Origin of the sequence: Sphingopyxis sp. OPL5 (assembly GCF_003797775.2) — a bacterium.
GTDB lineage: Bacteria > Pseudomonadota > Alphaproteobacteria > Sphingomonadales > Sphingomonadaceae > Sphingopyxis.
This window is the reverse complement of sequence record NZ_CP060725.1, coordinates 4519222-4543201: the sequence shown is the minus strand read 5'-3', so window position 1 is coordinate 4543201 and position 23980 is coordinate 4519222. Positions and strand designations below refer to the sequence as shown.

General features: G+C 66.9%; 25 protein-coding genes. 7 read left to right on the top strand and 18 right to left on the bottom strand.

Going from position 1 to position 23980, the window contains the following annotated elements:
• Nucleotides 1–2: 2 nt before the first annotated feature.
• The 3 genes from dgcA to EEB18_RS21915 all read right to left on the bottom strand — a co-directional run bounded on the left by dgcA (nucleotide 3) and on the right by EEB18_RS21915 (nucleotide 3012).
• Complete coding sequence (dgcA, locus tag EEB18_RS21925; RefSeq protein ID WP_187138798.1) at nucleotides 3–992, bottom strand: N-acetyl-D-Glu racemase DgcA; 990 nt, start codon at nucleotides 990–992, stop codon at nucleotides 3–5.
• A gap of 5 nt (nucleotides 993–997) precedes the next feature.
• Nucleotides 998–2032 (bottom strand): N-acetyltransferase DgcN, encoded by a 1035-nt coding sequence (gene dgcN / locus EEB18_RS21920; RefSeq protein ID WP_187138797.1) that lies wholly within the window; start codon nucleotides 2030–2032, stop codon nucleotides 998–1000.
• Nucleotides 2033–2127: 95 nt separating this feature from the next.
• Nucleotides 2128–3012 (bottom strand): LysR family transcriptional regulator, encoded by an 885-nt coding sequence (locus tag EEB18_RS21915; RefSeq protein ID WP_187138796.1) that lies wholly within the window; start codon nucleotides 3010–3012, stop codon nucleotides 2128–2130.
• A gap of 221 nt (nucleotides 3013–3233) precedes the next feature.
• Here EEB18_RS21915 and EEB18_RS21910 point away from each other — a divergent pair, with 221 nt between their 5' ends.
• Complete coding sequence (locus EEB18_RS21910; RefSeq protein WP_187138795.1) at nucleotides 3234–4880, top strand: N-acyl-D-amino-acid deacylase family protein; 1647 nt, start codon at nucleotides 3234–3236, stop codon at nucleotides 4878–4880.
• 326 nt (nucleotides 4881–5206) lie between these two features.
• Complete coding sequence (locus tag EEB18_RS21905) at nucleotides 5207–5968, top strand: sulfite exporter TauE/SafE family protein (RefSeq protein ID WP_187138956.1); 762 nt, start codon at nucleotides 5207–5209, stop codon at nucleotides 5966–5968.
• Between the two features lie 54 nt (nucleotides 5969–6022).
• On the opposite strand, the gene EEB18_RS21900 is transcribed toward EEB18_RS21905, so the two are convergent.
• Complete coding sequence (locus EEB18_RS21900) at nucleotides 6023–7339, bottom strand: class I SAM-dependent methyltransferase (protein ID WP_187138794.1); 1317 nt, start codon at nucleotides 7337–7339, stop codon at nucleotides 6023–6025.
• A gap of 23 nt (nucleotides 7340–7362) precedes the next feature.
• Complete coding sequence (locus EEB18_RS21895; protein ID WP_187138793.1) at nucleotides 7363–7566, bottom strand: hypothetical protein; 204 nt, start codon at nucleotides 7564–7566, stop codon at nucleotides 7363–7365.
• A 224-nt stretch (nucleotides 7567–7790) separates the two neighbouring features.
• On the opposite strand from EEB18_RS21895, the gene EEB18_RS21890 reads away from it, so the two are divergent.
• From EEB18_RS21890 to EEB18_RS21875, 4 genes are read left to right on the top strand one after another with little or no spacing between them, the layout of a single operon-like run.
• Nucleotides 7791–9029 (top strand): NHLP bacteriocin system secretion protein, encoded by a 1239-nt coding sequence (locus EEB18_RS21890; RefSeq protein ID WP_187138792.1) that lies wholly within the window; start codon nucleotides 7791–7793, stop codon nucleotides 9027–9029.
• 30 nt (nucleotides 9030–9059) lie between these two features.
• Nucleotides 9060–11171, top strand: a complete 2112-nt coding sequence (locus tag EEB18_RS21885) for an NHLP family bacteriocin export ABC transporter peptidase/permease/ATPase subunit (protein WP_187669049.1) — start codon at nucleotides 9060–9062, stop codon at nucleotides 11169–11171.
• Entirely contained in the window at nucleotides 11168–13549 is a 2382-nt protein-coding gene (locus EEB18_RS21880; RefSeq protein ID WP_187138790.1) for an ATP-binding cassette domain-containing protein, read from the top strand. Before EEB18_RS21885 ends, EEB18_RS21880 begins: the two co-directional genes overlap by 4 nt.
• A 1-nt stretch (nucleotide 13550) precedes the next feature.
• Entirely contained in the window at nucleotides 13551–14057 is a 507-nt protein-coding gene (locus EEB18_RS21875) for a cyclic nucleotide-binding domain-containing protein (protein WP_187138789.1), read from the top strand.
• 32 nt (nucleotides 14058–14089) lie between these two features.
• On the opposite strand, the gene EEB18_RS21870 is transcribed toward EEB18_RS21875, so the two are convergent.
• The 9 genes from EEB18_RS21870 to EEB18_RS21830 all read right to left on the bottom strand — a co-directional run bounded on the left by EEB18_RS21870 (nucleotide 14090) and on the right by EEB18_RS21830 (nucleotide 19709).
• Nucleotides 14090–14293 (bottom strand): hypothetical protein, encoded by a 204-nt coding sequence (locus EEB18_RS21870; protein WP_187138788.1) that lies wholly within the window; start codon nucleotides 14291–14293, stop codon nucleotides 14090–14092.
• 184 nt (nucleotides 14294–14477) lie between these two features.
• Complete coding sequence (locus EEB18_RS21865; protein ID WP_187138787.1) at nucleotides 14478–14900, bottom strand: OsmC family protein; 423 nt, start codon at nucleotides 14898–14900, stop codon at nucleotides 14478–14480.
• Nucleotides 14901–14904: 4 nt separating this feature from the next.
• On the bottom strand, nucleotides 14905–15465 hold the full coding sequence (locus tag EEB18_RS21860; RefSeq protein WP_187138786.1) for an NADPH-dependent FMN reductase: 561 nt from the start codon (nucleotides 15463–15465) through the stop codon (nucleotides 14905–14907).
• Nucleotides 15462–15800, bottom strand: coding sequence for a GNAT family N-acetyltransferase (locus tag EEB18_RS21855; RefSeq protein WP_187138785.1), 339 nt, complete (start codon nucleotides 15798–15800; stop codon nucleotides 15462–15464). Before EEB18_RS21855 ends, EEB18_RS21860 begins: the two co-directional genes overlap by 4 nt.
• A 124-nt stretch (nucleotides 15801–15924) precedes the next feature.
• Complete coding sequence (locus EEB18_RS21850; protein ID WP_187138784.1) at nucleotides 15925–16803, bottom strand: pirin family protein; 879 nt, start codon at nucleotides 16801–16803, stop codon at nucleotides 15925–15927.
• A 176-nt stretch (nucleotides 16804–16979) separates the two neighbouring features.
• Nucleotides 16980–17666 carry an alpha/beta fold hydrolase gene (locus tag EEB18_RS21845; protein ID WP_187138783.1) on the bottom strand — a complete coding sequence of 229 codons (687 nt, stop codon included), beginning with the start codon at nucleotides 17664–17666 and terminating at the stop codon, nucleotides 16980–16982.
• A gap of 197 nt (nucleotides 17667–17863) precedes the next feature.
• Nucleotides 17864–18016 (bottom strand): hypothetical protein, encoded by a 153-nt coding sequence (locus EEB18_RS21840; protein ID WP_187138782.1) that lies wholly within the window; start codon nucleotides 18014–18016, stop codon nucleotides 17864–17866.
• Nucleotides 18017–18084: 68 nt separating this feature from the next.
• Entirely contained in the window at nucleotides 18085–18726 is a 642-nt protein-coding gene (locus EEB18_RS21835; RefSeq protein ID WP_187138781.1) for a hydrolase, read from the bottom strand.
• A gap of 116 nt (nucleotides 18727–18842) precedes the next feature.
• Nucleotides 18843–19709 carry a pirin family protein gene (locus tag EEB18_RS21830; protein ID WP_187138780.1) on the bottom strand — a complete coding sequence of 289 codons (867 nt, stop codon included), beginning with the start codon at nucleotides 19707–19709 and terminating at the stop codon, nucleotides 18843–18845.
• Nucleotides 19710–19828: 119 nt separating this feature from the next.
• Between EEB18_RS21830 and EEB18_RS21825 the strand changes: the two genes are divergently transcribed.
• The gene (locus EEB18_RS21825; protein WP_187138779.1) at nucleotides 19829–20749 is read left to right on the top strand and encodes a LysR substrate-binding domain-containing protein; all 921 of its coding nucleotides are present in this window, start codon (nucleotides 19829–19831) and stop codon (nucleotides 20747–20749) included.
• Between the two features lie 147 nt (nucleotides 20750–20896).
• Here the strand turns inward: EEB18_RS21825 and EEB18_RS21820 are convergent, their stop codons facing one another.
• The 4 genes from EEB18_RS21820 to EEB18_RS21805 form a co-directional block, all read right to left on the bottom strand.
• Nucleotides 20897–21490, bottom strand: coding sequence for a hypothetical protein (locus tag EEB18_RS21820; RefSeq protein ID WP_187138778.1), 594 nt, complete (start codon nucleotides 21488–21490; stop codon nucleotides 20897–20899).
• A gap of 129 nt (nucleotides 21491–21619) precedes the next feature.
• On the bottom strand, nucleotides 21620–21775 hold the full coding sequence (locus tag EEB18_RS21815) for a hypothetical protein (RefSeq protein ID WP_187138777.1): 156 nt from the start codon (nucleotides 21773–21775) through the stop codon (nucleotides 21620–21622).
• Between the two features lie 208 nt (nucleotides 21776–21983).
• Nucleotides 21984–22730, bottom strand: a complete 747-nt coding sequence (locus EEB18_RS21810; RefSeq protein WP_187142223.1) for a LytR/AlgR family response regulator transcription factor — start codon at nucleotides 22728–22730, stop codon at nucleotides 21984–21986.
• Nucleotides 22727–23821, bottom strand: coding sequence for a sensor histidine kinase (locus tag EEB18_RS21805; RefSeq protein ID WP_187142222.1), 1095 nt, complete (start codon nucleotides 23819–23821; stop codon nucleotides 22727–22729). The genes EEB18_RS21810 and EEB18_RS21805 overlap by 4 nt, the downstream gene beginning before the upstream one ends.
• Nucleotides 23822–23980 lie beyond the last annotated feature (159 nt).

The following is a 23980-nucleotide window of genomic DNA, read 5'->3' as shown; positions in this document are numbered from 1 at the left end:
TGTCAAATGCCACCCCAGAAGCCGGGCTGCGGCGGCGACATGATGCCGTGCGCCGCGCTGACCCCGCCCGCGCGATCCTCTGCAAGCCAGAGCGGTCCGTCAAGGTCCGCGAAACTGCTGTTGGCCGCAATGGCCCAGGCGGGCGCGATCGACAGCGACGAACAGATCATGCAGCCCGTCATCACATCGAGCCCGCGTGCGCGCGCCGCCTGCGCCAGGTCGAGCGCGGCGGTCAGCCCGCCCGTCTTGTCGAGTTTGATGTTCACGACGCGGTAGCCGTCGGGCAGCGTATCGAGATCGGCCGCGACATGGACCGCTTCGTCGGCGGCGATCGGGATGGCGGACCGGAATCCGGAAAGATCGCTATCGGCGTCGGCAGGCAATGGCTGTTCGAGCAGGTCGACGCGCAGATCGGTCAGCAGTCCCTGCAAATCGCGCACCTCGGCGATCGTCCAGCTTTCATTGGGGTCGACGATCATCCGCGGCTTCGGCGCCGCAGCGCGGACGGCGGCGATCTGGGCTGCCGGGTCGGTGCGATCGACCTTGACCTTCACCAGCGGCGCGTCGGCAAGCGCCGCAGCGGCGGCGGCCATGCGATCGGGCGCGTCGAGACCGACCGTCATCGCGGTGACGATCGGGCGCAGCGGACGCTCAAGACCGAAGGTGGCTGCGAAATCGGCGCCCGACAATCGCAGTTCCAGATCCCACAGCGCGCAATCGATCGCGTTCCGCGCGGCCCCGGCGGGCATCAGTTGCAGGAGGTCCTGCCGGCCCGCTCCTTGCTCGATCGCGCCGCGCGCCGCTTCGATCGCCAGAATCGTGCTTTCGGCATTCTCGCCATAGCGCGGGTAGGGGACGCATTCGCCGCGTCCGGTCACGCCATCCTGCGCGATGGCGACGGTCACCACCTGCGCGGCGGTCCTGACCCCGCGTGATATGCGGAACGGCGTGTGCAGCGGCAGGATTTCGTCCGCGACGATCAGGGTGCGCATGGGGATCAGGCGGTTTCGGCGACGCTGTGTGTGGCGGCGTCGGTTTCCAGCAGACGGTCGAGGATTGTCTCGACCCCGAAGCGATAGGGATCGCTGGTCGGCAGCCCGAATTCGGCCTCGGTCGCGGCGCACAGGGCACGCGCGTCGTTCTCGGGCATGGCCGAGGTGTTGAGCGCGATCCCCACAACCCGCACATTCGCGTTGGTCAGCCGGGCTACGCGCAGATTGGCTTCCAGTGTTTCGGCAATGCCGGGCAGCGGATAATGCGGCAGGCCGCGCATATGCGGCCGCGCCGGGTCATGGCACAGGACGAGCGCGTCGGGCTGCGCGCCGTGCAGCAGCCCCGTCGATACGCCGGCGAAGGAGGGGTGATAGAGCGAACCCTGCCCCTCGATCAGGTCCCAGCCGTCATCGCTGCGTGCGGGCGAAACCTGTTCGATCGCGCCCGAGATGAAGTCGGCGACCACGGCGTCGAGCGGAACGCCGTCACCCGCGATCAAGATGCCCGTCTGTCCGGTCGCGCGGAAATCGGCCGCCAGGCCGCGCTTGTCGAGCGCGGCGGCGAGGCAGAGCGTCGTGTACATCTTGCCGACCGAACAATCGGTGCCGACGGTGAGAAGCCTTTTGCCCGCGCGGGGCTTGCCGTTGCCGATCGGGATATCGGGTCGCGGGTCGCGCACATCGTGCAGCTGGCGGCCGCGCCGCGCTGCGGCCTCGATCAGCCGCGGTTCGGCGTTCAGCCGATGGTGCAGCCCCGAAGCGATGTCGAGCCCGGCCTCCATCGCGGCCAGCGCATCGACGATCAGATTCTCGCCCAGCCTGCCGCCGGCATTGGCGATGCCGAGCACCAGCGTCCGCGCACCGGCGGCGTAGGCTGCGGCGAAATCCATCCGCGGCAGGTCCAGGGTCAACGGGCAATCGTCGTGACGATATTCGCCGATGCAGATGTCGGGCCGGAACACCGCCAGTCCGCGCGAAGTCTTGATGTCAGCGGGGTCGCTGGAATGGCCGAGATAGAGAAGATAGGGCGTTTCGATCATGGATCCGGGAACCTGCCTGATGGTAATGGGGCCGATAATAGCTTCCCCTGTCGCAACGCCCCAATATCCAGCGCCCCATATCCTATAGCTTGACGCTATAGACCTTCGATCACCGTCGCGAGCACGGCGAGGAATGCCGACGCCGTCCGCGACGGCGGGCGATTCTGCAGATAGACCGCGTTGATGTCGAAAGTGATCGCGGGCTGCAGCGGCCGGCTCGCCAGCCCGGGCGGCAGCGCGGCGTGCGCCGTGAAATTGTCGACGATCGCCATGCCGACTCCCGCGCTGACCAGCGCTGCGGCGACATAATAGGTGCGGGCCGAAACAACCTCGTCCAGCACGACCTCCAGCCGATTGAGCTCACTCGACAGCATCCGTCCGATCGGGCCGCTCTGCGCCGGGCTGATGAACTTGTGCCCGCACAGTTCGTCGAGGCGCAGGCGCGGGGGCGCGGCCGGCATATCGTCTTCGCGGTAGATGACCACCAGTTCGCCCTCGCCGATCACCTGATGGGCGACGGGCGCCGACAGCGGCACCTCGAAACTGATCGCGATGTCGGTTTCATGTTCGTACAGTTTACGCACCATTTCATCATGGTGCAGCGTCTGGAGATCGAACATGACGTCCGCATGATCGTCCAGAAACCGGGCGACAGCCGCTGGGATCGCGCCGAGCCCCAGCGACGGAAGCGCCGAAATGCGGAGCAGACCGCCGCGCCCGTGGCGCAGGTTCTGGCAGGCCTGGCGCAGCGACCGCACCCGGTCCTGAATGTCGGATACTTCGGCGAACAGGGTGCGCGCGTCCTGCGTCGGGATCAGCCGTCCTTTCGACCGCTCGAACAAGGTCAGCCCGATCGAGCGTTCGGCGTGGCGCAGCACCTTCGTCACCGAGGGCTGCGAAACGTTGAGCGACCGGGCGGCGGCACTGACCGTGCCGTGCAGGAAGACTGCGTGAAATATCTCGATCTGGCGCAGGTTCATCGCGTCGTGGCTCCAAAGCTGCGGTTGTCGGGCAAGAATTTGCCGCTGTTTCGGCCGAATATCGACGCTGGTTTTCGATCTTATGCCATTGGGTTATAGGGGCTGCAACTACACTCTCTGGACGCGGGGCGCTTATTCGAGACATCCTCATCGCCGGAAAAAGCCGACCGAGGGTGCGCCCCGGCCGGCGGTCGCAACCGCCCAACAGAAGGATCACGCCGATGCCGTCGTCGCTTGCTTCGCTTTCCGTTCGCCGGACGATCGCTTCGCTGTCGGTCGCTGCGGCGCTGCTTTGCGTGGCCGGCGCCGCGGCGCGGCCGGACGAGGCGGTCGACGTGATCATCCGGGGCGGGACGATCTATGACGGCGGCGAGGGCGAACCCTTTGTCGGCGACGTCGCGATCCGCGGCGACCGGATCGTCCATGTCGGCCCGTCCGGCGGCTATTCGGCGTCCCGGGTCATCGACGCGAAGGGGTTGATCGTCGCGCCCGGCTTCATCGATCCGCACACCCATGCCGACAGCTTCCTCCGCTCGCCCGATCGGGCGGTGCGCGTCAATGCCGCCTGGCTGGCCCAAGGGGTCAGCACGGTGATGATCGGGGTCGATGGCTATGGCACGCCCGATGTCGCGGAGGATGCCGCCAAGCTCGCGGGATCGGGGATCGGCACCAATATCGTGCCGTTCGTCGGCTTCGGGCCGGTTCGCCAGCGGGTGCTGGGTCAGGATGCGCGCGCGCCAAACCCAGCCGAACTCGACGCGATGAAGGCGTTGGTCGCCAAGGGCATGTGCGAAGGTGCGGTGGGCCTTTCCACCGGACTTTTCTATGCGCCGCAAAGCTTTGCCACCACCGGCGAGGTCGTCGCGGTGGCGCGCGAGGCGGCGATCCGCGGCGGCCTTTACGACACCCACCAGCGCGACGAATCGAGCTACAGCATCGGCCTGCTCGGGTCGGTGGAGGAAGCGATTGAGATCGGCCGGCAGGCCGGAATGCCGGTCCATTTCGCCCATCTGAAAGCGCTCGGCGTCGATGTCCACGGACAGGCCGGCGCGGTGATCGCCGCGATCGACGCCGCGCGCAAGGCGGGGGTCGACGTGACCGCCGACCAATATCCCTGGCTGGCGTCGGGATCGAGTCTCGACGCGTCGCTGCTGCCGCGCTGGGCGGTCGATGGCGGCGGGGCGGCGTTGCTGAGGCGGCTCGACGATCCCGCCACGCTGGCGCGAATCCGGGGCGAAATGCAGGACAATCTGCGCCGGCGCGGCGGGGCCAGCGCGTTGCTCCTGATCGCGCAGGGCTTTCCCTGGACCGGCCGGACGCTGGAACAGGTTGCGGAGGAGTGGAAGGCGGATCCACGCGACGCGGCGCTGCGGATCATCCGGCAGGGTATCGAAGCGAAGGATGAGGGACAGAGGGGCGGGGGCGCCGCCGTTGCGTCCTTCAATATGGCGCAAGCGGACGTCGATCTGTTGATGACGCAGCCGTGGATGGTGACATCATCCGACGGGTCGGATGGCCATCCCCGCATGTTCGCGACCTTCCCCGAAAAATATGCGCGTTACGTCCGCGAGCGCAAGGTCATCGACCTGCGGACCTTCATCCGTCAATCGACCGGGCGTACCGCCGACATCTACAAGCTCGACGGGCGCGGTTACCTGCGTCCGGGCTTTTTCGCGGATGTGCTTGTCTTTGATCCCGTCCAATATGCGCCGCGCGCCGATTATATGCACCCGCGCGAACTGAGCGTCGGCGTCCGGAAACTCTTCGTCAACGGCGCATTGGCGGTCGATGACGGTCGAGCAACGGGCGCCGCTGCCGGTCGCGCTCTGCTGAGGCCCCGTCCGCCCGGCTGCACCGGGCGCGATTGAACGGTTAAAACGCCAAATCTGGATGCTTGCCCATGCGGGCAATGACCATCGCGCAAAGACGCTCGGTCTCGACACGATTTGCACACGCGATCCGCGCGAAACCCTTGCCGCCGTCGCGTCCGTCGTCGATTGCCTGAAACGATACGGGGTTCGTGGAAACCCTGCCCCTCTTGGCCCAGGCGTTGCTCAAGGCGTCGCAGGCGGATCAGCGCCGATGACAGCAAATTCATTCGACAGTCCGAACGGCCTTCGTCAGAAGGTCGGATGCGTCTGCCAATTCCTGGGTGATCGGGTTGTTCCAAAATCTGCTTGAACATGTCGATACGATGCATGCGACCGCTGGTTTGCTGGTCGGCATCATGGTCGGGCTGACGGGCGTCGGGGGCGGGTCGCTGATGACGCCGCTGCTGGTGCTGATGTTCGGCGTCAATCCCAAGACAGCCGTTGGCACAGACCTTCTGTTCGCCGCGCTGACGAAGACGGTGGGGAGTACCGTCCATGGCTGGCGCGACACCGTCGACTGGCATATTTTTCGCCGTCTCGCCGCAGGATCGATCCCGGCCGCTGTCCTTTCGGTCGTCGCGTTGCAGGGGCTCGGCAGTATCGGCGACAGTGCCGAGCATGTCATCATTCTGTTTCTGGGCTTTATGTTGATCCTTACGGCGTTCGCGGCATTTTTTCAGGGACATCTCATGCGGTTCGCGCGGCGGCACGAAGGCCCCGACGATCAGCGGGCGCTGCTGCCGACCGTGATGCTTGGGGCGTTCATTGGAGTTGCGGTCTCGATCTCGTCGATCGGGGCGGGGGCGATCGGTGTGACCGCCCTGCTGATGCTCTACCCGCACCTGCCGGTCTCGCGGATCGTCGGCACCGATATCGTGCACGCGGTTCCGCTGGCCCTGGTGGCGGGTTCGGGGCACTGGCTCTATGGCGATGTCGATCCGACGCTGCTCATCAGCCTGTTGGTGGGATCGATTCCCGGCGTGATCGTCGGCAGCCTCTTGTCCAGTCGCGCGCCCGATCATCTGTTGCGTCCGGCGCTCGCGGCCGTCCTGCTGTTTTCGGGCCTGAAACTGCTGACCAGTTGATAGGGATTCTTTGGAACCGATGGACTGCTTTCGGCTAGCTTGCGACTTGCGAAGTCAAAGCCGTAGCGACCCGCGCGGAATCCCGATGACCCCGTGCCTTGAAACCGCGCCATTGATCGTTGCGGCGTCGAGCCGCAGCAAGGCGGCGTGGGTCGCCGCCGCCAACGGCACGTCGGCCGGCGGGTCGGCGGGGACCACTTCGCCCGCCATGAAGAGCGCGTCGAGCGCGTTGAACAGATCGGCCTCGCCGATGTCGGCCGCGGCGGACAGCGGTTGCGGCCCGTTTTCGAGCGCGCGCAGGATCGCATGCGCCGCATCATTGTCGAAACGGATCGTGCCGGCGGCGGTGCGGGCCTCGAAACTGGCTTCGCCGAGCGGGCGCGCGGCCGACCACCAGCCCTGCATCCGCGCCTTGGCCTGTTCGGTCGCTGAAAGCCGCGCGTAGGGCTGTTTCACGAACAGGTCGGTGCGGAACCAGTTGCGGGTGAGCAGGTCGAGCGCGCATTCGCGCGCGGCGGGATTGGCGATCGTGGACAGTGTGTCGCGCCAGGCCGCCTTCAGGGCAAAATCGGCGCGCAGGCGGTTAGGCCTCGCCTGGCCGGCCAGCGCCAGTTCGCGCTCCGCCGCAGCTTCGAGAACCGCGCCCGACCAGAGCGGCGTCCAGTGGCGATTGAGATATTCATGCGCGAAATAATCGGTCGGCAGGCGGCCGCGCATCTCGTCGATCCATTCCCAATGGCCCGCTTCGAATATCCCGGTCGCGCGCAACTGTTCGAGCGCGGTTTCGAACCGCTGGGTCGGCGTGCCCGGCAGGCCGTCCGCCAATGTCCACAGCATCTGCTGGAACGCGACCATCGGTGTCCAGCCGGGCAGGCAATTATAGCCGACGGCCAGCACCCCGCCGGGTTTCAGCATATGGGCGGCGAGGTCGAGGACATGGCCGCGATTGGTTTCGCTGACCCATGCCAATACGCCTTGGCATTGCACATAATCGGCCGCGCCGCCGGCTTGTGCCGCCAGCGCGGCGTCGAAATATTGATGATGGAGTTCGATGTTATCGAGGCCGATTTCCGCCGCCATCGCCGCGCCGCGCGCGACATGGTTCGGATTGCCGTCGATGCCGATGAAATGCCCCTCGGGATGCGCGGCAGCGTTGAGGATCAGCCCGATGCCGTCGCCGCAGCCGATATCGACCATCGTGAAGGGCGAGCGCGTGCCAAGACCGCGCGGCGACGCGATGCCGGCATGCGCCAGCATCGCGTCTATATTTGGCGGGGCGAAGCTAGCATGAAAGCTGCTCGGATAGAGCGAGTCGCCGACATAGCCGTCGATGCTGTCGGACGGACTCGCCGTCGTGTCGTGCGGCGCCATGCGCGCGATCCTCCGCTACACCGTCAGAACTTCACCGGGTTGGGCGTATATTCGTTGGCGGCGGTCGCAGGGCTGAGCTTCACCTCGTTGACCTTCTGCACGACGCTGCCAAAGTCGGGGTCGAGCTTGATATAGGTCGGGCCTGCGCCGCCCGATGCCTGGTCGAGCGCGTCCTCGCTCAGCGCGACGGCGCCCGCCCTGGTCAGCTTGTCGGTCTTTCTGGTCATCGCAATTCTCCTAACAACGCCGCGCGGAGGCGGCGGTTCGACAGGTTGCGGCCCGAGTCGGAATATCCTTCCCGACAGGCGTCCTGCATAGCCGATTCCGCATGCGATAGTGTGCCTTGCGTCACAGCGATGCCGACACCCTTGTCACAACGGGGAAAATCGGTTCATGTGCGCGGATAGAACAATATGGGTCGCGTGCGCATGGCAACAGGGGCGGCACGCGGATGAGCGAAACCATCTATCGGCAGACGGCGCTGGATCGCATGGCGAATCCGGAGCGGCTCGACGCCCCGCTGACGCTGGTGCCGCGCCCGTCGTGGATCCTGCTCGGCGCCTTCGCCGTCGCGCTGGTCGCGGCGCTGATCTGGGCCAGCGTTGCGCGCGCGCCGGTGACCGTTGGCGCGAGTGGCATCCTGATCAACCGGTCGGGCCTCGCCGAAATCGCCGCCGCGCAGGATGGCCGTATCCAGACCATGCTGGTCATCCCCGGCGATGCGGTGCGGATCGGCCAGCCGATCGCAACCATTGCACGCACCGAGCTTACCCGCGAACTGGCCGACGCCCGCCTCGACCTGCGCGATGCCCAGGCGCGGCTCGCGCGGTTGCAGGGTTTTTACGGCGAACAGGGCGGGCGCGAACGCGGCGCCGATAGTGCTCGGCTCGCGACGATCGCCGAAAGCCGCCGCGCGCTTGCAAGTCGCGCCAGCTATCTCGAGCAGCGCGCGGGCCGGATGGAAAAGCTGATCGCGCGCGGCTTCATCACCCAGGACCAGCTGGTCGATGTCCAGATCGAACTGGCAGCGGTGCGCGAGCAACTGTCGAACCTGGGCGAAGCGGCGCTGCGCGTGCGGGTCGACGCCGACGCGCGATCGGGCACCAGCGGTCTCGCCCTGCTCGACGAACAGCGCGAGGTCGATACGCAGCAGCGCCTGATCGAGCGGCTCGAGGCGCGCCTCGGCGACGAGGAAGTGATCCGCGCCACCGTTGCCGGGCGCGTCACCGAGGTGAAGCTGGGCACCGGCGACATCGTCGCCCCCGGCACCGCGCTCGCGACCGTCGCGCCCAACCAGGGCGGGCTCGTGGCGCTTCTCTATGTTCCCGCCGCCGAAGGCAAGCGCATCGCGCCGGGGATGCGCGCGGAGATCGCGCCGACCGCCGTCGAGCGCGCCGTCTATGGTCATATCCGCGGCCGCGTCGCCTCGGTCGCCCCGTTGCCCGCGACCCCGGAGGGCATGCGGCGCATGCTGCGCAACGACCAGCTGGTAGCCGAACTGACCGCGCGTGGCGCGCCGATCGAGGTGCGGATTCTGCTCGACCGCGACGCCGCCAATGCGAGCGGCTTTGCCTGGTCGGCGTCGAAGGGACCGCCGGGGGCGATCAGCGCGGGATCGATCGTCGCGGGCAGGGTGGTGGTCGCCGACCGGCGCATCATCGGATTGCTGGTGCCGGGCGCCGGTAACTAGCGAATGGCACGGCGCCGATCCACGCCAACGGTGCTCCAGCTCGAAGCCGCCGAATGCGGGGCGGCCTCGCTGGCGATGGTCCTCGCCGCGCACGGCCGCCACATGGGGCTCGACGAATTGCGCGCGCTGTGCGGCGTGTCGCGCGACGGGACCAAGGCGTCGAGCCTGCTCCGCGCGGCGCGATCGCTGGGGATGGAGGCCAAGGGGCTGAAGGCCGAGCCCGATCATATCGCCGACCTGCCATTGCCGGCGATCGCCTTTGTCCATTTCAACCATTTTCTCGTCGTCGAGCATATCGACGCGCGCCAGGTCTGGCTCAACGATCCGGCGTCGGGTCGCCGCCGCGAGACGATCGCCGAATTCTCCGATGGCTTTACCGGGGTCGTGCTGACCTTCGTCCCCGGCGCCGGTTTCGAGCGGGGCGACAGCCGCCCCAGCCTGGCGCAGTCGCTGCGTCAGCGGTTCGACGGGGTGCGCACCGCGCTGTGGTTCGTGGTCCTGACCGCGCTGGCGCTGGTGGTGCCGGGGGTGGTGCTGCCGGTGTTCAGCCGGATTTTTGTCGATTATGTGCTCGTCCGCGGCCTGTCCGACTGGTTGCTGCCGCTGCTGATCGGGATGGGCCTGACGGCGATGGTCCGCTTCATCCTCCTCGAACTGCAGGAGCGCACATTGCTCCGCGCGCGCATGGCGATGAGCCTCAACACCGGCGGGGCGTTGATGCGCAAGCTGCTGACGTTGCCGGTGGCCTTTTTCGACCAGCGCTTCGCCGGCGAGATCGCCGACCGGGTGAAGCTCAATGAATCGCTGGCGACGCTGCTGACCGGCCATCTGGCGCAGGCGGCGGTCAATCTGGTCAGCGCCCTGTTCTTCCTGATCGTGCTGCTTTTTTATCATTGGGCGCTGACGCTGGCGGTCGCCGCGCTAGCGCTGCTCAACGCTGCCGTCCTGCTGCTGTCGAACCGCCTGCTGTCCGACCGCTATCGCAAGATATCGATCGACCGCGGCAAGCTCGCGGGCGCGCGCGTCGCCGGGCTGAAGGATATGGAGACGTTCAAGGCGTCGGGCGGCGAGGATATGCTGTTCGCGCGCTGGACCGGCCTGACGATCGCGGTCCAGAACGGCGAGCAACAGGTCGCGCGGCTGGCCGCCTTTGTGCAGCCGATGCCGGCGCTGATCAGTGCGCTGATTATCGCGACCATATTGGTGTGGGGCGGCTTTGCCGTGATGGGCGGGACGATGACGCTGGGCGAACTCGTCGGCTATCAGACGCTGGCGGCAAGCTTTGTCGCGCCGGTCGCGGCGCTTGCGGGTTTCGGGGCCGAACTGCACCAGATCCGCTCCTACACCGGGCGGCTCGACGATGTGCTGGCCGAGGCGAGTGATCCGCGTTTCGATCGCGCCGATCCCGCCTCCGACGGACGGCTGCCGCAGGGAGGGGTGAGCGCGCGCGACCTGTCCTTCGGCTATGCGCCGCTCGATCCGCCGCTCATCGACGGGCTCAGCTTCGATCTGCTGCCCGGCGAACGCATCGCGCTCGTCGGGCCGTCGGGGTCGGGCAAATCGACCGTCGGCAAGCTGATCGCCGGGCTCGAACAGCCGCGCGGCGGCGACCTGCTGCTCGACGGCCGCGCGCTGCTCGACTGGCCGCGCGCCGCGCTTGCGCACCGCCTCGCTTATGTGCGGCAGGATGTGATGCTGTTCGAAGGGTCGGTGCGCGACAATCTGACGCTGTGGAATGACGCTTTGCCCGAACCCGACATGATCCGCGCGGCGCGCGATGCGATGATCCACGACGTCATCGCCGCGCGGCCCGGCGGTTATGATGCGCGGATCGCGCAGGGTGGCGGCAATTTTTCGGGCGGCGAGCGGCAGCGGATGGAAATCGCACGCGCGCTGGCCAGCGATCCCAGCCTGATTATTCTCGATGAAGCGACCAGCGCGCTCGATCCGGTTACCGAACATGGGGTGATGGAGGCGATCCGGCGGCGCGGGATCACCTGCATCATCATCGCGCACCGGCTGTCGGCGATCCGCGATTGCGACCGCATCTATGTGCTCGAACAGGGGCGGGTGGTCGAGGCGGGCGACCATGGCGAACTGATGGCCGGGCACGGCGTCTATGCGCGGCTGGTCGAGGCATGACGGACGCGATCGCCTTGCCGGCTGGCGCGACCCGGGCGCTGCCGCATGGCGGCACCGGCTGGCGCGTCGCGGCGGGGCGGCTCGAACTCTATCTGGTCACCGCCGAGCGGCGGCGCTTCGTCGAACTCGTCGAGGCCGAGGGGCGCGTCGCGCCGCTGCCCGAGGGCGCGCGCCGCTTCCTCGTCGTCGCGCTCGACGATTGCGAACTCGCGCCGCTGCTCGCCGGCACGTTCGACGATGGCGACCCCGGTGCGGCGCTCGACGCCGCTTTTGCCGCCGAAGCGGCGCAGCGCGACGCGTCGCTGATCGATCGCCTTGGCGTGGGGCCACCCGGCGGTGCCGAGGGCAACCGGCTGGCGCAGGCGTTCGCCGCGCTGGGGGAAGCCCTCGGCCATCCGGTCGACCCGGCGATCTTTCGTGGTTCGCGTATGGATTTTGCGCAAGCCCCCGTACTCGCGCGCATCGCCGGGCTGCGCGCCGGACGGACGATCCTCGCGCCGGGCTGGTGGAAGGACGATGCCGGGCCGATGCTGGTGCAGGTCGGGGAGCATGGCACGAGCGCGGCGCTGTGGCGGGGTGGCGCGTATCTCGATGCCGATGGCATTCCGCTCGATCCGGGCGAGGTGCAGCCCTTGTGCTGGCGCGTCTATGCGCCGCTTGCCGGCGACCTGTCGTCGTTCCGTCCCATGGCGGTGAGCGTCGCCGCCGGCATCCGGCGCGAATGGCCGCTGATCGCCGGGGCGGGGCTCGGCGCGGCGCTGCTCGGGCTGATCGTGCCGCTCGCCACCGCCTGGATTTTCGACGAGATCGTCCCCGGCGGCGCGGGCGGGCTGCTGATCGGCATCGGCATCGCGCTCGTTGTCGCGGCGCTCGTCAGCGCCGCCTTCGCCACCGTGCGGACGCTGGCGATCGCGCGCATCACCGGGCGCGGGCAGGTCGCGATGGCGGCGGGGGTGACCGACCGGGTGCTGCGGCTGCCCGCGCGCTTCTTCAAGACGCTGTCGCCGGGCGATTTCAACCAGCGGATCGAGGCGCTGGAAGGCATTCGCGCGCTCGTCGCCGCGATCCTGCTCAGCGCCGGGCTGACCGCCTTTTTCTCGCTTTTCTATCTTGTCCTGCTCTTCGCCTATGAACCGCGCATGGCGCTCGCCGGGCTGGGCGTAACGCTCGTCTATATCGGCGCGGTGGCGGTCAGCCGCGTGGCACAGGCGGCACCGCTGCGCGAGGCGGCCGAACGCGACGGCAAGCTCGCGGGTCTCACCTTCGAGATATTGGAAGGGCTGCCCAAATTGCGCTCGGCGGCGGCGGAAGACCGCATGCTGGATCGCTGGACGGGCGCTTACACGCTCGAACGCGCGGCGGATGCGCGGGGACAGCGCATCGGCGTGCATTTCGGCGCTTTCGCCGATGCCTGGGGGATCATCGGCCTGATCGCGCTGTTCGCGACCGCGGCGCTGCTCGTGTCGGGCGATGTGCCGCCGGGGCAGTTCATCGGCTTCCTCGCCGCCTTCGCGATCTTTCAGGGCAATCTTGTCGCGCTGTGCGATTCTTTGCTCGCGATCTACACCGCGCGCCCGCTGGCCGAGCGCGCACGCCCGATCCTGACCGCCGAGATCGAGGCGGCGGGCGGCCGCGCCGACCCTGGGCGGCTGACTGGCGATATCCAGGTGTCGGGGCTCAGCTTCGGTTATGACCAGGCGATGGCGCCGCTGCTCGCCGACCTGTCGCTGAGCGTCGCGCCGGGCGAGCATGTCGCGATCGTCGGCGGCTCGGGGTCGGGCAAGTCGACCGTCCTGCGGCTGCTCCTCGGCTTCGAGACGCCGACGACGGGGTCGATCGCCTATGACGGGCAGGAACTCGCGAGCCTCGATCCGGCACGGCTGCGCAGCCAGATCGGCGTCGTGCTCCAGTCGAGCCAGCTGTTCGCGGGGACGATCATGGAGAATATTCGCGGCGCGAGCGATGCCGGGCTCGAGCAATGTCAGGCGGCGGCCGATGCGGCGGGGCTGGCCGACGACCTCGATCAGATGCCGATGGGGCTGCACACGATGGTCACCGAAGGGGCGGGGACGCTGTCGGGCGGGCAGCGCCAGCGCATCCTGATCGCGCGCGCCCTCGCCGGAGGGCCGCGCCTCCTGTTCTTCGACGAGGCCACCAGCGCGCTCGACAATGCGACGCAGGCGATAGTCGCGGCGACCCTCGACGCGCTCGACGCCAGCCGGATCACCATCGCGCACCGGCTGTCGACCGTGCGCAATGCGGACCGCATCTGCGTCCTCGAACGCGGGCGCTTTGTCGAAACCGGGACATTCGCCGACCTCATGGCGCGAAACGGCGCCTTTGCCGCGCTCGCGCGCCGCCAATTGCTGGAGGACTGATATGCGCAAGGCGCTCTATATCCTGGGCGATCTGGAGGACAGCGACATCCTCTGGCTGTCGCGTCACGGCAGCGTCCGCGGCCTCGCGCCCGGCGAAGTGCTGATTGAGGCGGGGCGGGCGATCGGCGAATTATTCTTCGTCACCGATGGCACGCTGGCGGTCACCAGCCCTGCCGGCGCGCATGTTGCCGACCTCGCGCTCGGCGATGTGGTCGGCGAGATGTCCTTTGTGGAAAAGGCGCTGCCGTCGGCAACGGTGACCGCGCGCGACCATGTCCGGGTGCTTGCGGTGCCGCGCGCGGCGATCCTGGCCGAATTCGCGGCGGACAGCGGCTTCGCGGCGCGCTTCTATCGCGCGCTGGCGGTGTTCCTGTCCGATCGGCTGCGCAGCCTGTCGACCCCGGCGGGCGGGCAGACCGAACTCGACGAAGGCCTGCTCGACACGCTCAGCGAGGCGGGCGACCGTTTCGTTCGCCTGATCGCGCTGCTCGAGGGGCGCGAGCATTAGAGTCCGACCGTGGGCCGAGGATGGCCGGGAGCTTAACCGCCGACGGAGGGCTTGACCGACCCGTCACCCGGCTTCACCGATCCGTCGTCGGCCTTGACCGATCCGTCCGCCATCACGAAATTGACGCTGGCCCGGCGCGCCGCCTCGCGCGCGGCCTGCACGGCGGGCAGGCCGCCGCTGACCCCGTCGAGCGCTTCGTCACTGATCGTTTCAGGGGCGTCTTTTCTATCGCTCACTTTTCATCTCCTTGCCGTCGCCTTTTCATTCGATGCCATCCCGATAGGCGATGCAGACGGACGATGCTGTGACGCGAGACACACGCAAAACCCGTTCGGCACCAACGCAGGGCCGTCCACCCACGGCCCAGGTGCAGCCGCCATGCACTTTTCACCCACAGCGCTGATTTTCGGCCGGCGCCGGCTATGATCCGCGTTCGGTTGCGATCCGGATGGCGCCGGTCAACGTTTTGTGAACGGGGCATTTTTCGGCGACGTCAAAGAGCTTTTGGCGTTGTTCTTCCGACAAATCGGGGGCGATGATGGTGACGGTCTTGTGAAACTCGTCGATCATCTGCTCCGATCCCGCTTCCATCTTTTTGCCATGACGAACCTCGACATCGACATGTTCGACCGGCCAGCCTTCGCGAATCGCATACCAGCGAACGGTTATCGCGGTGCATTCGCCGAGCGACGCGGCGAGCAGGTCATAGGGCGACGGACCCAGATTCTTTCCGCCCTTGGACAGGGGTTCATCCCCGAAGATATGATGACCGGACACCTCGATGGCGACCGCGAGCGGGCTGCCCTGAGCATCGGAAACATGGGCCATGGTCTTTTGCGCCATCGTGTCAGCCGTCCTTTTGTCGAATGAAGTCGGTGTAACCAGCAAGGAACGTCGCGAGCTGATTGCGGACGGCGGGATCGCCCATCGCGCCATTCTCGTCGAACATCCCCGATGCGCGCGAGACGAGCATCCGGCCGCCGGTCCACAAGGTCGCGCCAAGGGTGCGCAGCACCGGCAGCCAGTCGTTCTGCGCCAGCAGCGTACCGAACCCACCCGGCGACGCGCCCAGAATCGCGAACGGACGCCCGCCGAACACCCGCGCAATGTCGCCCGGCGGGCGCGAGGCCCAATCGACCGCGTTCTTGAACACGCCGGGTATCCCGTTGTTATATTCGGGCGTCGCCAATATCACGCCATCGGCCGACGCGATCGCCTCCTTCAGATCGACCACCGCATCGGGCAGACCGCTCGCTGCCTCCGCGTCGGCATCGTAGAGCGGGATGCCGTGCAACGTGCGAATCTCGAGCGATACGCCCTCGGGCACCAGCCCGGCCGCGTTGCGGAGCAGGGCGGTGTTGAACGAGCCTGTCCTGAGGCTGCCCGAAATGCCGAGCAGGCGGGTCATGGGTGCGGCCTTGCGGCGATGCTCGGCTTTTCGCCCGGGCCGACGGTCATCACATCCTGCCAATCGGGGTGCTTCTCGTATCGCGCGCGGACATAGGGGCACAAGGGAATGATGCGAAAGCCATTGCCCCGTGCATCGGCGATGAGGAAATCGACCAGCGCCGCCGCCACGCCCGTGCCCCTCAGGCTCTCCGGCGCGCCGGTATGGTCCGCGCTGATAAGGCCGGGGCCGCGATGGGTGAAGACCAGTTCGGCCGCATCCTCGATCCCGGCGACCCGCGCCAGGTAGCGGCCATGGCGGCCATCGTCTTCCTTGGTGATCGTTATTTCGGCCATAGCGGCAGCTTTCCTTGTTCGACTATCATCGGACGGTTCCGGCCATCCGTATATGGAGGATTTAGGGCCCGGCCCAAGCCATTCGATGTCCGGTGATGTCCCCGCGTTTCCTGGATGCCGGCGGTCATTTCGCAACCTCGGGAAACGGGATGGATTCGGCGTGGTCCGCGTCGGGCAATTTCATGCGCCCGGCCGTCCAATCCTCGCGCGCCTGTTCGAGCCGGTCCTTGCTCGAGGAAACGAAGTTCCAAAGCAGGAACCGCTCGCCGATCGGCTCGCCTCCCAGCACCATTACCGTGGAGGGCTGGTTCGCGGTGACATCGGCGCCGTCGCGTCCGTTCAGCACCGCCATCTGGCCCGCGCCCAGCACCGTTCCGCCAATCTTGATCTGTCCGGCGGCGCAATAGACCGCCCGTTCGGGATAGGCGGTGGTGACGCTGCGGCGCGCGCCGGCCTGCATCTCCCAGTGCTGGTAGAAGAGCGGCGAATGAACTGTCACCCGCGACGAAAGGCCATCGGCCTCGCCCGCGATCAACCGGCCCTTGACGCCATGCTCGTCCCATTCGGGCAGGTCGGCCCCGGCATGGTGGTGGAAACTGGGATCATTTTCCTCCGCCTCGACGGGCAGCGCCACCCAGGCCTGGATCCCATGCATGTTCGCACCATGCGCGCGCGCATATTCAAGCCGTTCGCTGTGGGTGATGCCGCTGCCCGCGACCATCCAGTTGACCTCGCCGGGGCGGATTTCCTGCTCGAAGCCCAGGCTGTCGCGGTGGGTGATCTGGCCCGTATACAGATAGGTCACGGTCGAAAGGCCGATATGCGGGTGGGGACGCACATCCAGCTCGCGCGGGATGCCCGGTGCCAGGTCGAGCGGGCCCAGATGGTCGAAGAAGATGAACGGCCCGACCATCCGGCGCGCGTGGAAGGGCAGAACCCGTCCGACGACGAAACCGCCGCCGAGATCGCGTTCCCGTTTGTCGATGATGCGTTCGATCGTCATGGTTTTGGTGTTTCCCTTGCTCTGAAATCAGCCATGCGGCGACGATATCGCCCTATTCAGGGCGGCGTGCGGACCAGCCACCCGGGAACGGACAACGCAGGATCAACTGAACACCATCTCTCGGCGGTCAATCTCGAAAATCCGCTTCGCAAGTCGCCAGCCGATCCCTTGTTCCGTCAGCCTTGTGCCGCCTCGATTATCAGTGCGGCGACCGCATTGGGCTGCGACGCCAGAGACGCATGGCTTGCGGCGAGGCGGATCAGTTTTTTGGGCGCCATCCGCGAGGCCATCATCTCCTGATTGGCCGGCGCAATCATGCGATCCTGTTCCGACAGCTGGTACCAGCACGGCTTGCTCTTCCATGCCGGTTGAGAGATCGTGTTTCCAAAGGTCGAGCCAAGCGGCGCCTTTTGCGTCACCGCCATCACCAACGCCTGATCCTCGGGCAGATCCTGGCAGAAGTTCGCGTGGTATTGGTCTTGTGCGATCCACAAAAACCCGTCGCTGTCGGGCGCGATGGCTGCCGCGCCCGCCGGGGGATTGGCTTGCGTTATGCCGCCCGGGCTTTCACCCGCGTCGGGAGCGAAAGCGGCGATATAGACCAGCCCGACAACGTCGGGATGGGTGCCGGCTTCGGTGATGACCGCGCCGCCATAGCTGTGCCCTACCAGCAGCACCGGGCCACCGACCTGTGCAATCATCTTGCGGGTGCGCTCGGCATCATCGGCCAGCGAGGTGAGCGGCATTTCGACCGCCTTCAGCTTGGTGAGTCCCGCCTGATGGAGCAGCGGAATGACGCCGGCCCAGTGAGCCGCGCCACCCCAGAAGCCATGAACGAGGATGATGGTCGGTGCGTCGGTCATTTCGTCTCTCCTGATTCTCGTTGGGCGCCCTCGTGCATCATGGTCTTGTTGCGCTTGATGGCAAATCGATTCTCATTGTCGTCGCGAGCGAAAAGTGCCGGCCAGCGAACCGCCCCTATGCCGTTCCGGCCTGCCGATTGAACGGGCGGATAGCGGGCCGGGATGCGATTGCCTCGAACGCGCTGTGAATCGAGTTCTTAGCGATCGTTCGCGACCTGCTGGGCCTTGGCGTAGCATTCGATCCGCAACTGATATGGCGGGAAGATCTTCGTATTGACCTGCGCCCATTCGGCGGCATCGTCGGGGTCGATCACCGGGCGGGCGCCGTTGAAATTGGCGGGCGTGGACATGGGTTTTCTCCTTGCTGAGCGGGGTGGACAGCCCGCGCCCCACCGGCGCGCGGGCTGTTTGTGCGATGCTATTCGGTGCGGTCGTAGGAAAACTGGATGCCGGCGGTGCCGCCCGTCTCGATGAACAGGTTCATGAAGGCGGGAACGGTCTCGTTACGTTTCCAGTCGCGCTGTAGTTCGCAGAAGAGTTGGGGGACGGAAATCATCTTGCCGCCCGCCTGTTCGATGCGGCGCAGCGCCGCCTCATGCGCGGCGAGCGAGGTGCCGCCGACCGCGTCGACGGGGACATAGACCTCATAACCCGCCGCGAGCGCGTCGAGCGCGGGGAAGGTCAGGCAGGCCTCGGTCCACAGCGCGGTCATGATCAGCTTCTTGCGCCCGGTGGCCTCGACGGCCTTCCTGAACTCGACATCTTCCCAACTGTTGATCGTCGTGCGGTCATAGGTCGGATAGTCCGCCAGAACCTTGGCGACGTGCGGCACCGGGGGCTTGTTGAGGCCGGTCTGGACATTGACCGTCGAATGGATGATCGGCAGATCATAGACGACCGCGGCCCGGGCGCAGCCGGCAATATTGTTGAGCATCAATTGCCGGTCCATCGAGGCGATCGAGTTCACCTGCACCGGCTGATAGTCGATGATGATGAACGCCGCGTTCTGCGGCGTCAGCAGATGGTCGGCCCTTGGGTCCCGGGTGGCTTCACTGGTCATCGTCGTCCTCCTGTAAAATGCCCGCTATCGGGCCACAAAAATCACTCTCAACGCTGACCGGTCCGGCGCGGGTCAAAAAAAGCCCGGCTCCGTGTCGAAAGGAGCCGGGCTTTCAATCAGGCCGCCATCGCAAACCTGCCGCTGTTGACGTCGTCGATCGCCTGGCGGATTTCCGCCTCGGTGTTCATCACGAACGGGCCATAGCCAACGATCGGTTCGTCGATCGGCTCGCCGGTCAGGACCAATATGGTCGTGTCCCCGTTGGCGCGCAGATGCACCTCGCTGCCTTCGCGGCTCAGCATCAGCATCTCCGCCTCGCCGACGTCCTGATTGCCCTCGACGGTCAGATGTCCGCCAAGGACCACCAGCATCGCCGTGTGCCCTTCGGGCAACGACAGGGTCATGTCGGCGTCGCGGGTGAGGCGCAGATCCCAGACATTGATCGGCGTGAAGGTCTTGGCGGGACCTTTGGCATCGCCGAAATCGCCGGCGATTACGCGCGCCATCCCGGCACCGCCGGCCAGTTCGACCACCGGAATGTCGGCGTTGGTGATGCCTTGATAGCCGCTGGGCGCCATCTTGTCCTTTGCGGGCAGATTGACCCAGAGCTGGATCATCTTGAACGGGCCGCCGGTCTTTGCAAAGGCCGCCGAATGATATTCCTCGTGGAGGATGCCGCTGGCGGCGGTCATCCACTGGACATCGCCGGGGCCGATCACACCGCCATTGCCTGCCGAATCCTTGTGCTCGACCTCGCCGTCATAGACGATGGTGACCGTCTCGAACCCGCGATGCGGATGCTGGCCGACGCCGCGCCGATCGGTCGTCGGTGCGAAATAATGCGGTCCCGCATAGTCGAGCAGCAGGAAGGGGCTGATGTGCCGATCCAGCATATTGTAGGAAAAGAGCGAGCGGACGGGGAAGCCGTCGCCCACCCAATGGCCGTGCTCATTGCCATAGCGGCCGAGTATCGTCTTGTTCATCGTTCATCTCCTCGGGGAGCGACCCCAGACGGGGCGCTCCTGACTTGCGAGGAAGATGCTCCTGCATCGCCGGGCGCGAAAGATTGCGATTCCGGACGCAGCGTCCTATGAATGGAACGATGAAGGATCTGAACGACCTCTATTATTTCGTCCAGATCGTCGATCATGGCGGCTTTGCGCCCGCCGCCCGCGCGACCAGTCTGCAGAAATCGAAGCTCAGCAGGCGGATCGCGGCGCTTGAGGACCGGCTCGGCGTTCGGCTGCTCAACCGCTCCTCGCGCCGTTTCTCGGTGACCGAGGTTGGCCAGGAATTTTATCGTCACTGCGTCGCCATGCTGGCCGAGGCCGAGGCGGCCGAGCAGGCCATCGCCGAACTGCGGGCCGAGCCGCGCGGGGTGATCCGCATGGCGTGTCCGGTCGGGCTTCTGCAATTTCAGTTCAGCGGCCTGATCGCCCGTTTTGTGAAGGCGAACCCGGCGGTCGAGGTCCATCTCAAGACCTTAAACCGGCCGGTCGACGTGATCGCGGAGGGGTTCGATCTGGCGATTCGCGTCCGCTTCCCACCCCTCGACGATACCGGCCTGGTCATGCGCAAACTCGACGACAGCCGGCAATGCCTGGTCGCAAGCCCCGAACTGATCGCAGGCCCCGCCCGATCGCCCGCCGACCTGAATGGCTTTCCCAGCCTCGACCTGGGTCCGGTACGATCGGATTATCGATGGGACCTCGAAAGTGCCGATGGCCGGAAAGCAACCGTTCCCTACACGCCGCGCATCGTTACCGACGATCTGGCGACGCTGCGTGCGGCCGCGATCGAAGGGCTGGGGATCGTACAACTGCCGACGTTGCTGATCTGGCCGGACGTCCAGGCCGGGCGGCTGGTCCATGTCCTGCCGGATTGGCGACCGCCGGCCGGCATCGTGCACGCCGTATTCCCCTCACGCCGGGGCCTGCTGCCGTCGGTTCGCGCGCTTCTCGACTTCTTCGCCCGCGAATGCGCGCTGCAGCGGAGCAAGGCCGACGATGTCCTGCAGCCATGAGAAATCCGGGCCTTTGGACTCCCTGGTGAGATGCCGGCGATGCATTGCGCGGCGGCCGCTGCTGCCACCGGCGCGGCCGCGCCCGACAGGGTCAGGCCGACGGCGAGCGCCAGCAAGCTGCGTAGAATTGCCATGGGGGACCCCCGCTCAATAGACCATGTTCCAGCCTTCGGAACCCGCGAACTGGTTGGCATAGCCCCAGCAGATCAGGCCCGGACGTTCGGCGGAGGCGCCGTCCTTGGTCAGTCGGTAGAGCAATTGGCGGCAGCGGAAGCCCTGGACCGGCTCTTCGCTGACGATCGTCAGCGATCCTTGCGCTTCGGCGCCCTGCCATCTGTGGACATGGCCGATCGCGAATTCGCCGAGGATGTGCTTCGACCCGTTGTAGGGGCGCGGCGTTTCGTCGCGGGGGAAGACCGCCCAGCCGTCATAGGCATAGCCGCCCTCGCAGCTGGTGCAGCGGACCTTGCCGAAATCGTCATAGGCCTGTTTGACCGCGGCGAAACCGTCGGGGGGCGGCATCTGGCTGGGATATTGCACCGTCGACGCGGATTGTTTCCTGGCGGCGGGCTTCGCGGCGGCGGGTTTGCCGCCCGTATCCGGCGCCGCGTCCGGCTTTTCCTTGTCGGTGGTTTCGGAAAGACGATTGGCGATGCTTTTGAACAGACCCTGGCCCATCGCGGGAACGGGCAGGGTCAGCAGCAACGCGGTGCAGGCCGCCGCTTGGAAAAGGGTTCGCATATCATCGCCTCGTTTCTGGATAGTGTGGGGAGCGGCCGGGGAGAGCCTTGACGATGGCTTCGGTCGCGCGCGGAGAAGGAGTGCCGGCGAACCGGGGGGACGCCGCCGGCACTCGCTGTCCCGTTGCGGTCAGGCTTCGGGCTTGGCTTCGGCCTTGGCGCGGGCTTCGGGCTTCGCTTCCGCCTTGGCACGGGCCTCGGGCTTCGCTTCGGCCTTTGCGGCCAGCGCCGACGCGGGCAGGCTGAGCGCGATCGCCGCGGCGAGGAGGGGGAGGGTTTGCTTCATCTGTCTCTCCATCATGAGGGGAGAGCAGAGGCGCCGGGCCTTGCCGGGGGTGGGAAGGGGGCCGGCCACCTCTGCTCGCGGCTGGATGCCGCAACCCGTGGCTAGGACAGGCGGCGCGGTTGCGCCTCGGTGGTGCTTCGAAAGCCGATCGCGGCGCGACAGGACGGGCGGTGCGTCGACGAAGGCGGCCGCTCGCGCGACGAAGGCGTCAGGCGAGCCCCAGCCGTTCGAGCACGGCGTGGACATAGCTCGGCCCGACCTGCACCACCGCGCCATCCGCCATCTCGAGCGCGATCAGCCCTTTGCCGAGCCGCTGGACGCTGCTCACCAGCGCCGGGCGGATGAAGGTCGAGCGATGCACGCGCATCAATTGCTGCGGATCGAGCAATTGTCCGAGTGCGGCCATCGAGATGCGGTGGATGTAGCTGCGCGTCGCGGTGTGAAAGAGCACATAGTCGCGCGCGGCCTCGACCCATTCGATCTGCGCGATCGGCAGACGCAGGTTGCCGGTGGCGACCTGGACCCATATCGCCTCGTCGCGCGCCTCGGCCACTGGCGCCTCAGCCAGCCGGTCGGCGGCGTCGCGCATCGCGCGGCGGCGGCGCGCGCGCTCGACGGCTTGGCGCAGCCGGTCGAAGCGCACGGGCTTGAGCAGATAGTCGGCGGCGTCGACCTCAAAGGCGTCGGCCGCATATTGCTCGAAGGCGGTGACGAAGATGATCTCGGGCCGCGGGTTGGCGACCAGGTCGGCGGCGACCCGGATGCCGCTTTTCTGCGGCATCGAGATGTCGAGCATGACGAGGTCGGGTTTCAGCACCGCGATCCGCTCCTCGGCCTCGCCGCCGGTCGATGCGGTGCCGATCACCGCGACATCGTCGATGTCGCCGAACAAAGTTTCGAGCCGGCGCAGCGCCAGCGGTTCGTCGTCGACGAGCAGGACGGTGAGCGCGCTCATGTCGCCGCTCCCTCGACATGAGTGTTGAACGGCAGGCGGGCGACCGCGACGAAGCCGCGCGCCCTTTTTTCGGTCCGGAGGCTGCCCGCCGCGCCATAGAGCGCTTCGAGCCGCTGGCGGACATTGGCGATGCCGACGCCGGTGCCCGGCCGCATGTCCTTTTCCTGCCCGTTGCCGTCGTCCTCGACGGTGACGACCAAAGTGTCGCCCTCGCGCGCCGCCTCGACGCGGATCGTCACCGGCACCGCCGATGGCGCGAGCGCATATTTGATCGCATTTTCGATCAGCGGCTGGAGCAGGAAGCCCGGCACCAGCGCGGCGTTGAGCGACGGCGGGCAGACGAATTCGACCGCGAGCCGCTCGCCGAAACGTACGCTCTCGATCTCCAGATAATGTTGCAGCGTCGCGAGTTCGTCCTCGAGCGGCAGCAGCGCGTCGGGTTCGGAGGACAAGGTCGCGCGCAGGAATTCGGACAGCTTCGCCAGCATCGCGTCGGCGGTGGCATATTCGCGCGTCACGATCAGCGACGAGATGGCGTTGAGCGTGTTGAACAGGAAATGCGGATTGAGCTGGTAACGCAGCGCGGCGAGGCTCGCGGCGCTCGCCGCGGCCTCGGCACGGCTCGCGGTCTCGCGCGCCGCCGCGAGTTCGAGCTCGCGCTCGCGCGTGAGCCGGTTCGCCTCGATCACCGTGAAGGCGGCGCCGAGCAGCGCGAACTGCCAGATCAGCGCGATGAAATTATTGGTGGCGCGCAGCCCGAAGGGCGCCGCCATCTGTTTCGACACCACCAGCCGCCCGATCCATTCGCCCGTCGCGGCGTCGATCAGCGCGAGCGTGCCCGACGCGAGGCAGACCGCGACGCCCATCGCGGCGAGCCGCACCGCCATGTTGCGTCGGCGCGTCCGGCGCACGGTCCACCAGACCCCCCATGACAGCAGCATCCCCATGACGCAGATGTTGACGACCGACACCAGCACATAGGTGCTGGCGCCGCTGAAGATATGATAGGGGATGAGGTAGAGGATCCCGGACAGGGTCCAGGTCGTGATGACCAGCCAGATGGTCTGACGATGTTCGGGCTTCAACGGCATGGCGGTTCCATTGTGTAGTTTGCGCCCAGCATAAGGGAAGTGGGCGCGGCTGACGTCCTCGCTCGTCGCATCCATGTCCGCCTTCGTCGCGCCGGATCATGCCCGGCGACCGCCGATCGGCCTTGGTCGCACGCCGATGGCGGCGCCGGCGCCCGCCCG